This is a genomic window from Tindallia texcoconensis (assembly GCF_055383815.1).
Window position 1 is genome coordinate 494,456 of record NZ_AP042431.1, and the last position, 14,378, is coordinate 508,833.

Consider the following 14,378-nt stretch of genomic DNA (forward strand, 5'->3'; position numbering starts at 1 on the left):
AAGACCGACATCTCCCGGCTCATCAAAAGGGAATGTCGGTCTGGCATTAGCTGTTCACTCTGATTCCTTGCTTAGATACCTTTCTTTGAAACATACGCCATCAAATCAATTAGTCTTTGTGAGTAGCCCCACTCATTGTCATACCAAGAAACTATCTTAACTAGTTTAGGCCCATTCATCATTGTGGATAATCCATCTACAATACTGGATCGTTTATCTTGTTTATAATCGATGGAAACCAAAGGCTCATCTGAGTAGCCTAAAATTCCCTTCATAGAGGATTCTGATGCTTCTTTTAGCTTCTGATTCACTTCTTCTTCTGTGGTTTCTTTTGATAATTCAGCTACAAAGTCTACAACGGATACCACTGGAGTTGGTACACGCATCGAAAACCCATTCAAACGGCCTTCAAGCTCTGGTATCACTTTTGTTACGGCTTTTGCCGCTCCAGTAGTTGTTGGTATAATAGACATTTGTGCTGCCCTAGAACGCCTAGGGTCGCTATGAGGCATATCGAGTAAGTTTTGATCATTGGTATAAGCATGTACTGTTGTCATCAACCCGTGCTGGATTCCAAAGGCATCATTTAGAATTTTAACCACCGGGGCCAAACAATTTGTTGTGCAGGAAGCATTTGACAAGAAATCATGTTCTTCTGGTAGGTATGTTTCTTCATTTACTCCCATTACAATCTGCTTCACCTCTGCATCTTTTGGTGGTGCCGACAAAACCACTTTCCGAGCACCGCCAACAAGGTGTTTTTCCATAGCTTCTTTCGAGGCAAACTTACCTGTACTTTCTAAAACCACCTCTACGCCCATTTCTTTCCAAGGAATCTCTGCTGGATCCCTATATGCAGTAAATTGGATTTGTTTATTCCCTATACTCAAGCTGTTTTCAGTTGCTTTCACGTCTTCTGGCCAGGTACCGTATAAACTATCATATTTGAACACATGTGCATGTTTTTCCGGGCCACTGGTACTGTTTATTGCTACAATTTCTAAACCACGTTCATCTTCTAACCACGCTTTTAAGGCCGCTTTTCCTATTCGACCAAATCCATTGATACCTACTTTCGTTTTTTTCATCGTTATTCTCCTTCAAAGATTGATTCGGGACACCGAAAGTCCCTTTTGCTTATTTGGTATGGCATACATTTTTAATGAATGTTCTCTCGGTGCTGAATATATCACAAGATAAACAATATATCAACTAGCTCAAGGCTCCGTAACATAACAACTGTTTTCCAACCCCTTGTGTTTCATATGATTTCTCGTTTACAACCCATAATTTAGGAAAGTTTTTCGACTTTATAACGATGAAGAAATTCTGGTACTTCTTCCTCTTCCCAACTTATGCCAATAACAAAGGAAATATTATATTTTTTCTCCAGTTTATCTAAACGATCAAACCAAGGAGCCATGTCTTCGAGATTCGTCTTGCTCATCTGCATTAAACCGTCAATAAAGATATGATCTATATCATAATTCGAAGCAACAACACCGCATAAAAATCCAAAGAATTCATGTTCATCTTCGATGTTATATTCTTTTAAATGCATGAACCTAGCTCGATAATCTACTTGAAACATTCGACTGTTGTCCACATCCAAAAATACGACATGTCCTTTGGTCTTTTTCACTGCTTCATTGGCCATTTCTACCATCAATTTAGTTTTCCCACTGCCTTTTTTTCCAACCACTACTTTTATCATTTAGCACCCCTCCATCGACGATTTTTATGATTCTTTTACACTTGACATATTCGTCATGATACCCAAATCACCTTCTCTTCTTGCAAAAAAAGTTAAATATTTTTAAAATTTCGCCTGTTTGCCTTGGTAGACATTTTCTTCTCTCATCATTGCGATGATTTCATCTCTAATTTTCCACCAGCTCATGTTCCAATTTACAAATAAGCTGTTTTCTTCTGGGGCACGTCCAATAAGTCGTTGCACTGCAATTTCTGGGTTCAAATGAATCAGGAATCCTATCACTCTTTTTTGATACGCTTCTTTGGATATGATGGTTATTTCACCTTGTTCATATTGATTCCCCATAACTGTGTTTTTCATAATATAAAGAGCATGGAGTTTCACCTGCTCTACTTTTAGAGCCGACAAAATATTAGCCGTCTCTATCATATCCAAGTCTGTGTCTCCAGGCAAATTAAGGATCACATGGGCACAGGTTTCTAGGCCTTTTTCCTTGATTCTATTCACTACATCAATAAAATCAGCTAGGCCATGCCCACGATTAATATTGGCTAAAGTATGGTAGTTAGCAGTTTGTAGCCCTATTTCCAAGACGACATTTTTTCCATACGTTTCTTTATACGCTTTAAGGTAGTCCAGTTGTTCATCTGAAACACTGTCTGGTCTTGTAGAGACAGCAAGCTCCACCACTCTTTTATCCAATACAGCTTCCATATACTCCTTAAACGCTGGCATCGGCATATGGGTATTGGTATAGTTTTGAAAATAGGCAGAAAACATCTGGGCTCCATAACGCTTTCCGATATACTTTATGTTTTCTTCTAACTGCTCTCTCACTGGTTTTTCAGAAGAAAGCACTTCAAATCCTGCTCCCTCTTCCCCACAGAAATCACAACCACCAAATCCTAAGGAACCGTCACGATTGGGACAAGTGACTGGAAGGTTAATCGGTGTTTTATAGACTTTCCCCCCGTATTTTTTCTTTTGATACGCTGAATAGGGGTAATATGGCAAACTGGATTTCAAATCAGCACCTCTTTTATCGGGTTCCTTCTTGTTCATTTCGGCCTTCTATTTTATAAGAATCTTAAACGGGCACTATTTTTATCGCCACTTTTTTTCCTAGTCTTTTTTGGAGGTCATTAATAATGGTATTCTCTTTGGATGCTTTTAATGATTCTCCTAGAACAATGGTAGATACATTGTTTTTTTTCGCAAAGGTTTCCAAGGTGTCAATGGTATCCTTGGAGCGAATCACCGTCATTTCGGCTGACATTGATTTAGATATTTCATATAGGTAATCCAATGCCTCTGGTTGTTGATAATTCCCTAACACCTGTAGTGCATTAGGTGTAACATGGATCACCAGTAGTTTTCCTTGGATTTCATCTCGTATTTCGGCACCCTTACGAATGAGTCTTTCACATGTCTTTTGCTGGGTTACACACACCATCGTATTCTGAACTTCCGCCATTCACTTCACCTCTTTGGCTGCATTTATTTATGAAGGAAATTTCTCACTATTATTATAGCATAGCTACCCTGTCTATTCATTGTTTCTGTTTTTTAAATTATTCCTCGACTCAATGTCCTTTCGTATTTCTCATAGAGATATTATGCAAAATAACTCCTCGATTGCGATCTTCTACTTTATCCACGGTCCATTCATTTTGGAACAAAATAACAGGAGAACCAAAATCATCTACACCTAAAATGGAATCCATAGTTAAACTAAAGCGATCTGGATCAAATTTTTCTATTTCAATCCAGCGAACATGTCTGTAAGGTAGCTGGGTTAGCTTTATATCTACATTATATTCATTCGTTAGTCGATATTCCAAAACTTCAAACTGCAATACTCCTACCACACCAACAAATATTTCTTCTATACCTGTGTTTAGAGGCTTGAAAATTTGGATTGCTCCCTCTTCTGACAATTGTTGAATCCCTTTAATAAATTGCTTGCGTTTCATTGTATCCACTGGTGCAACTCGAGCAAAATGTTCTGGCGCAAAGACTGGTATGCCTTGATAATCTATCTTTAAATCTTTTTCCGTTAAGGTATCTCCAATTTGAAATACCCCCGGGTCATGTACGCCAATAATATCACCTGGCCAAGCTTCCTCCACGGTTGCTCGATCCTGCGCAAAAAATTGCTGTGGTTGCGCTAGTCTAACTTTTTTCTGATTTCTACTTAAATATACAGACATCCCTTTGGAGAATTTACCTGAACAAATACGCATAAAAGCAATTCTATCACGATGAGCAGGGTTCATATTGGCCTGTATTTTAAAGATAAAAGAAGTGAATTCCTCCTTTTCTGGGCTCACTTCTTCACCATCACTCATTCTACCCTCTGGTGGCAAAGTCAAATTGAGAAAAGACTCTAAAAATGGTTGTACGCCAAAATTTGTCATGGCGCTTCCAAAAAAAACTGGTGTTAAGGTGCCTTTGAGTACTCGCTTGTGATCAAATTGATTTCCTGCTTCATCTAGAAGTTCTATGTCTTCTATTAGTTGTTGATGAAGTTGGTCTCCCAATAAGTCTTCAAAAATAGGATCTTCTATATTCCCTGTTATTGCTGAGGTTTTTGCTTGCCCATGATGCCCCCCTTCAAATATTTCCATTTGTGCCTTGACGCGGTTATAGACCCCTTTAAAGTTTCCATCCGTGCCCACTGGCCAATTCATGGGATACGCCTCAATATCCAGAATTTTTTCAATTTCTTCCATTAGCTCAAAAGGATCTTTTCCCGCACGATCCATTTTATTAATAAACGTAAAAATCGGAATATTTCTCAGTTTACATACTTGAAATAATTTTTTCGTTTGAGCTTCAACGCCTTTGGCACAATCAATAACCATCACAGCACTATCCGCCGCCATTAGTGTTCTATAGGTATCTTCACTAAAGTCTTGATGACCTGGGGTATCCAGAATATTAACCACGTGATCATCGTATTCAAACTGGAGCACACTTGATGTCACAGAGATTCCACGTTGCTTTTCGATTTCCATCCAATCAGACACAGCATGTTTTTGGGCTCTCCTTGACTTTACAGATCCAGCAAGTCTAATGGCCCCCCCATAAAGCAGTAATTTCTCTGTGAGAGTTGTTTTTCCAGCATCTGGGTGAGAGATAATTGCAAAGGTTCTTCTTCTACTAACTTCATAGGCTAGTTTATTTTCATGAGATTTCATAAGCAACTCCTTTTCTACTGTATATCAAAAAATCCTTAACCTTTCAAATTTTATACCATAGCGTCTATCAAAGTCAATACAAACGCCACTTCGTCATTGGTTAAATGAATGACTCTCACAAGGAGCAACCATTTCTTTGGATCCAGCAGCCTGTGGTTTTGAAAAATAATTTGTTCCCCACACGCCAACAATAATCAACAGCCCTCCTATGATATGGTACCAATAAAAAGGGTCTTTTAAAAATAGGACACCAGCAGAAATAGAAATCACCGTGATCAAATTACTAAAAACAGAAGCTTTGGTTGCTTCTACTTTTGAAAGCATGTAGTTCATCATAAAAAAACCAATGACAGAAGATAAAAATCCGAGGTATATAATGCTAATTAGTGCCTGCTTATTTCTCAGTGGCTGAAAAAACAGATTTAATTCCCCGTGTAGAAGGTGTTGGAATATGGAAATACTGCTAAACACCAAAAACCCTACCGTCATCATCACGTATGTTATTTCAATGGATGTAAAGTGTAGAGATGATTTTTTCGCCAAAATATTATAGGTTGATGCTGCAAAAACCGCTCCCAGAAGGATTAACATTCCCTGAAAATTACCTCCTACATCCACACTCCCAGCCATAGCCATGATAAAAAATACGCCCACTACTGAGCATGCAATAAAAAACAACTGAGCTCTCGTAGGGCGCTCCTTTAAAAACAGTACCGCCAAAATCACAGATGCTACAGGAATAAGTGCAATCATCATTCCAGCCTCCGAAGCTGTGGTTTTATTAAGCCCCACCATTTCACAAATAAAATAAATCACAGGCTGGAATAAGGAAAGTGAAAACAAGGTTTTCATTCGTTTTGTTTTTAAATCAATTCGAATCATCCCTAAGCATCTAAGCACATTAAGCAGCAAAACCGCTGCGGCAAAACGAAACGTTAACAGATGAAAAGGACTAAGGATCTCTAAGCCCTCTTTTGAAAAAATAAAAGACAACCCAAATAAAAAGGAAAAACAGATTCCAGCTAAATATGGTAATATACTTTTATTTTCACTCACTTTATCTACTCCTTCTCTGTTCCTTCCTCACCAGTTCAAACTGTGTACTTTATTGATCTGATGCATAAATAATAACACAAACTAAGCTATGTCTACAACATTGTTCTATACTAATATGACTCCCTGGCGTGTGACACTTCTTCCAAAGGGTAGAATCATAAAATAATGTATCTATTTCAATGGAGGTGTATCAGATGAAACTTGAAGGAAAAGTTTTAGTAGCACAAGGAGGAGGCCCTACAGCGGTTATTAATCAATCCTTGGTAGGTGCTGTGCTGGAGTCAAGAAAGTTCCCACAGGTAACCCAAGTTTATGGTGCCATTAACGGCGTCAATGGTATTATTAACGAAAATTTTATTGATCTAACTCAAGAAACAACTCATAATCTAGAACAGATTGCTGTAACCCCTTCTTCTGCTTTGGGGTCTACTCGTGACAAACCAGATAAAGCCTATTGCCTGGAAATATTTCGAATGATGCAGGCTCATGAAATCCGATATTTTTTCTATATAGGTGGCAACGATTCTGCCGATACCCTCCGCATTGTAAATGCTTATGCAGAAAAATCGAATTATGACTTTAGAGCTATCCATATCCCCAAAACCATCGATAACGATTTGCTAATCAATGACCACACTCCCGGATATGGATCTGCCGCTAAATTTGTTGCCCAAGGGTTTACTGGAGTTGACTTGGATAATCGTGCACTTCCTGGTGTCTATATTGGTGTGGTCATGGGTCGTCATGCTGGGTTTTTAACAGCAGCTTCCTCTTTAGCAAAAAAATATCATGATGACGGCCCTCATTTAATTTACTTTCCAGAACGAAAGTTTTCACTGGAGAGATTCTTGGTAGATGTGACTCATACGCTTCGTCAATATGGTCGCTGTGTTGTTGCCGTATCTGAAGGAATTTCTGATCATGAAGGAACTCCTATTGCAACCACAGTTATGAACTCTGTCGAAAAAGATGCTCATGGAAACCTAAGTCTTTCCGGAGGTGGTCTCGGAGATCTACTTGCTGCTTATGTAAAAGAAAAGCTATCCGTAGGACGTGTTCGTTCCGATACCTTTGGATATCTTCAAAGGTCTTTCCCTTTAGCGATATCCAGTGTTGACCAGAGCGAAGCACGGGAAGTAGGGGAGAAAGCGGCTCAGTTTGCAATTTGGTATGATGCGGATGGCTCTGTCACGATTCATCGTTCTGGAGATTATTCTGTAGACTATCAACTGACCCCCCTGGAAAAGGTAGCCCGGCATACGAAACATATGCCGGATCATTTTATCAATAAAGAGGGAAATCATGTAACGGATGCTTTTAAACAATATGCTCGCCCTTTAGTGGGTTCTTTGCCTTATGTTGCTAGCTTAAGGGCACCTATTGTCCAAAAGAAATTGACTTAACTCTGAAAAAGAGCCTCTTATAGGCTCTTTTTCAGTTATAATTGCTTGAGTAAACTTGCCATTTCAATGGCCGACATGGCAGCATCCCATCCTTTGTTACCAGCTTTTGTCCCTGCTCTTTCAATGGCTTGCTCAATTGTATCGGTCGTTAATACTCCGAAAATAACCGGAATTCCAGCATCTAAACTTACTTTAGCTACCCCTTTCGTCGTCTCACTAGAAACATAATCAAAGTGTGGCGTTGATCCTCGAATAACCGCACCCAATGTAATCACCGCATCATACTCATTTCTTCCTGCCATTTTTTGTGCTGCAAGTGGAATTTCAAAAGCTCCTGGGACCCAACAAATGTTTATATCCTCCTCCTCTGCCCCATGTCTTATCAGTGCATCAATTGCTGCTGATAGCAGTTTGCTACTAATAAATTCGTTGAATCTGCCCACCACTATTCCAAATTTCAATCCTTCAGCAAGTAATTTTCCTTCAAAATGTTTCATGTTTCCACGCTCCTTTTTCGTTTATAGTTGACATTTTTATTGTTGAAACAAGTCATCCAATAGATGGCCCATTTTTTCATGTTTTGTTTTCATATATTGTTCATTTTCTTTGCTGCAGGGCATTTCGATTGATACTCTTTCTACAATTTCCAGTTCATACCCTTGCAATCCCACAAGTTTTTTGGGATTATTGGTCATCAAGCGGATTTTTTGAGCTCCTAAATCTTTTAAAATCTGTGCACCTATGCCATAATCCCTCATGTCCTCAGGGAAACCCAACATCAAATTAGCCTCTACCGTGTCTTTACCCTGATCCTGTAGGGCATAGGCTCTGATTTTATTGACCAGTCCTATCCCTCTCCCTTCTTGCCGCATGTATAATAATATCCCTCCTCCTTCTTTGGTTATTTGGTCCAAGGCATAGGCCAATTGATTTCCACAATCGCATCGCTTTGATCCAAAAGCGTCTCCTGTCAGGCATTCCGAATGAACTCGCACTAGGGTTGGTTTTTCTCGGTGAATCTCTCCTGCCACCAGGGCCACATGATGCTCTTTATTGAGTTTGTTTTCATAGGCAATAATTCTAAACTTGCCGTACTGTGTTGGCATTTCTGCTTGTGCCGCAGGATGAACAAGTTTTTCAAAGCGACGTCTGTGTTTAACCATGTCTGCAATGGTAATAATTGCTAAATCGTGTTTTTTGGCAAAGTCCATCAACTCTGGTACCCTTGACATGGTTCCATCATCATTCATGATTTCACAAATAACTCCAACAGGTTGAAGCCCTGCCATTTCAGCCAGATCTACTGCAGCCTCTGTATGTCCCATTCTACTGAGGACACCACCTGGATTGGCTACTAAGGGAAATATATGGCCCGGTTGGATAAAGTTTTTCGCCGTAGCCTTGGGATCTACTAGAGCTTGGATCGTCTGGGCTCTTTCAAAAGCGGATATTCCAGTACTTACCCCTAGTACATCAACGGATACTGTAAAAGCGGTCTCACGGCTATCTGTATTCTTCATTGTCATTGGATTTAGTTCTAAATGATGTGCTTTCTCTTCTTTTAACGGACAACAGATGAGTCCCCTACCAAACCTTGCCATAAAATTAATGGCTTCTGGTGTCGCAAACTGAGCTGCCATTAGGAGATCTCCTTCATTTTCACGATCCTCATCGTCTACTACAATAATCATTTTTCCGTTTCTAATTTCTTCCAAGGCTTTTTCTATTGTATCGAATTTCATATTTACTCACCTTTCTAAAAACCATATTTTTTTAAGGTATCCATGGTAATTCCTGATTTATTTTTTTCCTGAGGCTGCATAAACTTTTCGATATATTTCCCAAGAATATCACATTCTAAGTTAACGACGGATCCTATTTCTTTATGGGACAAAATGGTCATCTCTGCCGTGTGCGGAATTAAAGAAACTGAAAAAGAGTCTTCTTCCATTTTAGCCACTGTCAAGCTGGTACCATCAATTGCAATGGATCCTTTGTGAAGAATGTATTTCATTATTTCTGCCTGTGTTTGAATGGCAAGCCATAGGGCATTACCTTCCCTGTATTTTCTTTGGATCTTTCCTGTACCATCAATATGCCCAGATACAATATGCCCACCCAATCTTCCATTAACTGGCAACGCTCTTTCTAGGTTCACTGGCTTCCCTGGTTTTGCCTCTGCTAAACTGGTGGTTCTCAGGGTTTCTGGCATTACATCTGCCTCCATATCCATGGAGGTAAAGGTGGTAACCGTCAGGCAAATCCCGTTAACTGCAATGCTATCCCCTACTACTACATCCCTCAGGACTTTCTGGCATTGGATACAAAGTTTCATACTCCCGTCCCGATAAACAACCTCCTTCACTTTTCCTATTTCCTCGATGATTCCTGTAAACATTCGCTCACCTCTTTCATATATCCAGTCATTAACCAATCCTCCCCAAGCTTCTTACTTTCCATGGCTAATACGGGCAGCGACTGATCCATATGAAGGATTCCTGATCCACCCACTGGGCCAGGTGCTTTAGATCCACCAATGATCTTAGGGGCTATGTACCACAGCAACTTATGCACTAGTTTCTCCTGCATAAAAGAGGCCAGCACCTCCCCACCACCTTCTATCATTAGGCTATCTATCTCTTTGTCTGCAAGATACCCAATCAAAGCTCTGATATCCACCTGGGTATTTTTTTCTGGTAATCGACATACCATAACCCCTGATTCTTTTAATCTTTTTTCTTTTTCACAGGACATTCTATGAGTAGTGGCAACCAGTGTTGGTATGTTGGTTGCCGAAGATACTATCTTAGACTTCAATGGAATCCTGCCTTTGCTATCCAAGATAATCCGCATAGGGTTTTCTGTTTTTTCAAGATTTAAACGAACCGTCAGCATAGGATCATCCTTAATGACAGTGTTTACCCCTACTAGAATGGAAGAAATTCGCTGCCGAATCCAATGAGCATGTTCACGAGCTTTTTCTCCGGTAATCCACTGGGAATGACCACTATTAGCAGCGATTTTCCCATCTATACTCATAGCTACTTTCGCTATCACAAAAGGTGTTTTTCGGGTAATATAGTGGATAAATATTTCATTTTGCTTCATGGCTTCTTCTTCCATCACTCCGCTGATCACTTCAATACCTGCAGCACGAAGCTTTGCTTCACCTCTACCAGATACCTTTTCATTAGGATCCTGTATGGCAATAATGGTTCTACGAATACCAGCTTTAATAATGGCATCAACACAGGGAGGCGTTTTTCCATAGTGACTGCAAGGTTCCAAGGTTACATATAAATCGCTCCCCTTTGCTAAGTCTCCTGCTTTTTCCAAGGCATTCACCTCTGCATGGGGACCTCCATAGATCTCGTGGGTTCCTGTTGCAATTCGTGCTCCCTCTTTTACGACAACAGCTCCTACCAACGGATTTGGGTTTGTATGCCCCCATCCTTTTTCGGCTATTTTAAGGGCTTCTTTCATCCATACCGTATGCAATCCAACCATCTCCTCACGTCAGATTTTAAAGAATAATACAAAAAATTCCTGAACTAAAATAAGTTCAGGAACTTGTTTCCACAACGTATTACATTGTACACCAAGTACACTTCTTCCATCCAGACTTTAACTGTCGGCTCTGGAATTTCACCAGATCAACCATAGTGGCTCGCGGGCTTTACCGCCGGTAAGGAATTTCACCTGTCCCTGAAGTTATTCATTTTCTACATTCTACCAAATCTCTCAGAAATGTCAACGTCCAATCAACTAATAAATCCTATTAAGTCTCTATCAACCGCAAGCTTTTAGAAGCAAAGTATCCAAAATGGCATTGAATATATCCACCCATCAATTGGTGCAATTGCTTGTCCAAAGAAGGAGAAACCTTTATCTTTGCTGCTGCTCTTAGGTCGCTCATCAGAAAGCTCTGTGCTAATGTCATCAAGTTTTTCGATACCCGTATCCTATCTTTGGATTTATCTTGACAAGCATGGCACACAACACCTCCTTGGGAGTGACTAAAAAAAAGAGGATCTTTCAGTTCCTCAGTGCCGCAAGATGTGCAACCCATTAAATTAGGCTGATAACCGGCATTCGCCATAAATTTTATCTCAAAAGCCCGTATCAAAGATGTCTGTATGGTGCCTTCACGGCAGAGAAGCGTCAACGTATTTCCAAGCAGAGAAAAAATAGTGGTATTTCCTTGTCCTTCTATGGCTTCAGATAAAACCAATTCCACTATATAAGAAGCATATGCCAAGCGCTCGTAATCCTCTCGCAAGGCATAAAACCCATGTTTTACTTCCGCTTGATTGACTGTATACATGTTCCTTCCCTTATAAAGGACGTATTCCCCATGAGAAAAAGGCTGTACTCCAGCCAGCATCTTGCTTTTTGGTTTTCTAGATCCTTTCGCCACTGCACTTAATTTTCCATATTGGCGACTGTATAAAGTCAATAAACTATCGGATTCCCGATATTTTTGGCTTTTAAGCACAAAGGCTTCTGTATTGATCAGCATTGATTTTCACCTTTATTCTTTGTATCCCAGATCTTTTAGGGTTGTTTCCTGATCTCTCCAGCCTTCTTTAACTTTCACCCAAAGTTCTAAATGTACTTGATGCCCCAAAAGGTTCTGGATATCCATGCGTGCGGCTTTACCGATCCCCTTTAGTTTTCTTCCGTTTTTGCCAATAATAATTCCTTTATGTGATTTTTTCTCACAAAAGATGGCTGCTTGTATCTCTGTTAGGTTTTTTTCTGGACGATAGGTCATTTTTTCTGTCGTTACGGCTACTCCATGTGGTATTTCCTGCTCCAAGTATTGCAATACTTTTTCCCTTATTAACTCTTCCACCATCACCCTTTCTGGCTGATCCGTATATTCTTCTTCTGGAAAGTAGCGAGGACCTTCAGGCAAAAAGGATTCTAGGGTTTTTAATAATTGGCTCATGTTTTCTCCAAGGGTGGCTGAAACTGGCAAAATTCGTTGAAAAAGGTCGGTCTTTTCATAATTATCAAAGCACACCTCAAGCTGTTCCGCATTTGATAAGTCCATTTTATTAATCGCCAACACAATGGGAGTACTGACTTTTTCCAATTGTTCCATTATATACCGGTCTCCTGGCCCTATTCTATTTTCCGACTCTACTAAGTAAAGAATCACATCTACATCTTGTAAGGTGTTTAAGGCACTTTGCACCATAAAGTCCCCTAGCTTTGATGACGGCTTATGAAGTCCCGGTGTATCTACAAGGATCATTTGACTGGTTTCGCTGGTCAAGATTCCTCTAATTGTATTTCGAGTCGTTTGGGGTTTTGAGGACATAATCGCAACTTTTTCTCCTACCAAACGATTCATCAATGTTGATTTTCCAACATTAGGTCTTCCAACTACAGCAACAAATCCTGATTTAAAGGTCATGTTTATCCTCCTGTTTTTTTGGCTTTTCTAGATCTTCTGGTGTAAATGAATGTGGCAATAGTGCGTCCAGTCCATGCACTCGATAATCTGTCTCGGATTTCGCCACAATGACCTTAAGGTCCTTTCCAAACTCTACCAACACCTGTCGGCAAATACCGCAGGGATATGTGTATTGATCTGGATCTCCAGTCACGGCAATCGCCTGAAAACTAGTCTCGCCTTCGGAAATGGCTTTAAACAATGCGGTTCTTTCTGCACAGTTTGTCCCTCCCAAAGAGGCACATTCCACATTGCACCCTGTGTAAATAGCACCAGACCCCCCTAGCAGAGCTGCTCCCACTTTAAAGGAAGAGTATGGAACGTAGGCTTTTTCCCGCACTTCCATTGCTTTTTGAATGAGCTTCTTTTCCATCATTAACATCCTTTCAAATCCTTATTCTTCTCTAGTCCTTTTGATAAAATGATATTTCTTTTCCTCGAGGTACAATCCCAATATAAGTCTTTCCAGGATTCAATTTAATTGGTTGACCCGTTTTCTTTTCAATATAGTGAGTAGGAGAAGCATAATTTGGCTTGTTCCATTGAATCGCAACTCCCCGTCCAGCAGAAATAAAGAAACCATCCCCACTTCCAATAATGGCTACATCCCTTCTTCCAGCATCATCCCCTGGAATTATCCGAATATCCGTACGCTGAATAATCAAGTTCGTAAACATAAGCGGTTGATCAACTTCTTCATCCATGTGAAGTTTACCAGATTGATACTTTGTGTACTTCTGGGATTCACGATCATAATCAAAAGAAGACACATATGAATTGGAAAAGGGGATGGTTATGTAGTCCGCTCTTTGTCCCCAAGGGATGGTTGTTTCTATTTCAAAGTTAAGGCCAGAAACAAAGTCATCCGCCAGTTCTGTTCTTAATTCTCTTCTCTCCCATCCATCTTCTAAATGAGCAGCATTCGTATAAACACTGTGTTCCAACATTCTTGGAATAGCTCTTCGTTCTGGATCTCTCCAACATACGATTCCATCAAGCCAAGATAAACCGTCCATATTCGGAGCATTCATCTGGCGAATATAGCTATACGCCTGAGGGCTCCCTCCATAATGCATATATACTGCATCATGATTTGCCACCATATCTAAATAGTAATGACGCGCACTGCGAATCGGGCCGATTTTTTCTGATTCAAATAGGTGAAAAACCGCTACTAACCTTGTTATATTCCCTTCAGCTAAGGTTTCATATATAATATCTGCCTGAGCGATTCCACTTTGTGGATAAGCAGCTGTACTGTTGTTAATCTGAAGTGCAACTGGTCTTTGATTCCTTTTTTCTTCTGGAATCCATTGTCCATTAAAGGGGCTTTGCACCATCCCTTCTGGAATTAGGTTCTCCTCCGACTCATTTAATGCTTCTGGGCGTTCATCAGACTCCTGAACCTCCAACTCGTCTTCAATAATGGATTCAGACCCGCATGCCATTAACGTTAAGATAAGTAGAAGTCCAATCGTGAAGAATAGAATTTTCTCCTTAGAACTCAATTTTTCTATCAATGGTTTTTCCCCTTTCCTCTTCCA

15 protein-coding genes and 1 riboswitch are annotated in these 14,378 nt (G+C 40.1%); of the genes, 1 reads left to right on the forward strand and 14 read right to left on the reverse strand.

Annotation, left to right across the window (positions count from 1 at the left end; genetic code table 11):
- Window positions 1–71 precede the first annotated feature (71 nt).
- From gap to ACZ47N_RS02380, 6 genes are all read right to left on the reverse strand, one after another.
- Window positions 72–1,088, reverse strand: a complete 1,017-nt coding sequence (gene gap, locus ACZ47N_RS02355) for a type I glyceraldehyde-3-phosphate dehydrogenase (protein WP_464887541.1) — start codon at window positions 1,086–1,088, stop codon at window positions 72–74.
- A gap of 203 nt (window positions 1,089–1,291) precedes the next feature.
- The gene (locus tag ACZ47N_RS02360; protein WP_464887542.1) at window positions 1,292–1,714 is read right to left on the reverse strand and encodes an ATP-binding protein; all 423 of its coding nucleotides are present in this window, start codon (window positions 1,712–1,714) and stop codon (window positions 1,292–1,294) included.
- 102 nt (window positions 1,715–1,816) lie between these two features.
- Window positions 1,817–2,776: a tRNA modification radical SAM protein MnmL/YtqA gene (gene mnmL, locus ACZ47N_RS02365; RefSeq protein ID WP_464887543.1), complete on the reverse strand. Its 960-nt coding sequence runs from the start codon at window positions 2,774–2,776 to the stop codon at window positions 1,817–1,819.
- 25 nt (window positions 2,777–2,801) lie between these two features.
- Window positions 2,802–3,188 (reverse strand): adenine nucleotide alpha hydrolase family protein, encoded by a 387-nt coding sequence (locus tag ACZ47N_RS02370; protein WP_464887544.1) that lies wholly within the window; start codon window positions 3,186–3,188, stop codon window positions 2,802–2,804.
- Between the two features lie 109 nt (window positions 3,189–3,297).
- Window positions 3,298–4,914, reverse strand: coding sequence for a peptide chain release factor 3 (locus ACZ47N_RS02375; RefSeq protein ID WP_464887545.1), 1,617 nt, complete (start codon window positions 4,912–4,914; stop codon window positions 3,298–3,300).
- A 93-nt stretch (window positions 4,915–5,007) separates the two neighbouring features.
- Window positions 5,008–5,970 (reverse strand): DMT family transporter, encoded by a 963-nt coding sequence (locus ACZ47N_RS02380; RefSeq protein ID WP_464887546.1) that lies wholly within the window; start codon window positions 5,968–5,970, stop codon window positions 5,008–5,010.
- A gap of 194 nt (window positions 5,971–6,164) precedes the next feature.
- On the opposite strand from ACZ47N_RS02380, the gene ACZ47N_RS02385 reads away from it, so the two are divergent.
- Window positions 6,165–7,373: a 6-phosphofructokinase gene (locus ACZ47N_RS02385; protein WP_464887547.1), complete on the forward strand. Its 1,209-nt coding sequence runs from the start codon at window positions 6,165–6,167 to the stop codon at window positions 7,371–7,373.
- 35 nt (window positions 7,374–7,408) lie between these two features.
- Here the strand turns inward: ACZ47N_RS02385 and ribH are convergent, their stop codons facing one another.
- From ribH to ACZ47N_RS02425, 8 genes are all read right to left on the reverse strand, one after another.
- Window positions 7,409–7,870, reverse strand: a complete 462-nt coding sequence (gene ribH, locus ACZ47N_RS02390; RefSeq protein WP_464887548.1) for a 6,7-dimethyl-8-ribityllumazine synthase — start codon at window positions 7,868–7,870, stop codon at window positions 7,409–7,411.
- 36 nt (window positions 7,871–7,906) lie between these two features.
- Window positions 7,907–9,115 carry a bifunctional 3,4-dihydroxy-2-butanone-4-phosphate synthase/GTP cyclohydrolase II gene (locus ACZ47N_RS02395; protein ID WP_464887549.1) on the reverse strand — a complete coding sequence of 403 codons (1,209 nt, stop codon included), beginning with the start codon at window positions 9,113–9,115 and terminating at the stop codon, window positions 7,907–7,909.
- 14 nt (window positions 9,116–9,129) lie between these two features.
- The gene (gene ribE, locus ACZ47N_RS02400; protein ID WP_464887550.1) at window positions 9,130–9,771 is read right to left on the reverse strand and encodes a riboflavin synthase; all 642 of its coding nucleotides are present in this window, start codon (window positions 9,769–9,771) and stop codon (window positions 9,130–9,132) included.
- A complete protein-coding gene (ribD, locus tag ACZ47N_RS02405; protein ID WP_464887551.1) occupies window positions 9,744–10,871 on the reverse strand; it encodes a bifunctional diaminohydroxyphosphoribosylaminopyrimidine deaminase/5-amino-6-(5-phosphoribosylamino)uracil reductase RibD in 1,128 nt (375 codons plus the stop codon). The genes ribE and ribD overlap by 28 nt, the downstream gene beginning before the upstream one ends.
- Window positions 10,872–10,974: 103 nt before the next feature.
- Window positions 10,975–11,090, reverse strand: a riboswitch (FMN riboswitch).
- 61 nt (window positions 11,091–11,151) lie between these two features.
- Complete coding sequence (gene recO, locus ACZ47N_RS02410; RefSeq protein WP_464887552.1) at window positions 11,152–11,892, reverse strand: DNA repair protein RecO; 741 nt, start codon at window positions 11,890–11,892, stop codon at window positions 11,152–11,154.
- A gap of 12 nt (window positions 11,893–11,904) precedes the next feature.
- Window positions 11,905–12,795, reverse strand: coding sequence for a GTPase Era (gene era, locus ACZ47N_RS02415; RefSeq protein ID WP_464887553.1), 891 nt, complete (start codon window positions 12,793–12,795; stop codon window positions 11,905–11,907).
- Window positions 12,785–13,210 (reverse strand): cytidine deaminase, encoded by a 426-nt coding sequence (locus ACZ47N_RS02420; RefSeq protein ID WP_464888403.1) that lies wholly within the window; start codon window positions 13,208–13,210, stop codon window positions 12,785–12,787. The genes era and ACZ47N_RS02420 overlap by 11 nt, the downstream gene beginning before the upstream one ends.
- Before the next feature lie 28 nt (window positions 13,211–13,238).
- Complete coding sequence (locus ACZ47N_RS02425; protein WP_464887554.1) at window positions 13,239–14,354, reverse strand: DUF3048 domain-containing protein; 1,116 nt, start codon at window positions 14,352–14,354, stop codon at window positions 13,239–13,241.
- Between the last annotated feature and the right edge of the window lie 24 nt (window positions 14,355–14,378).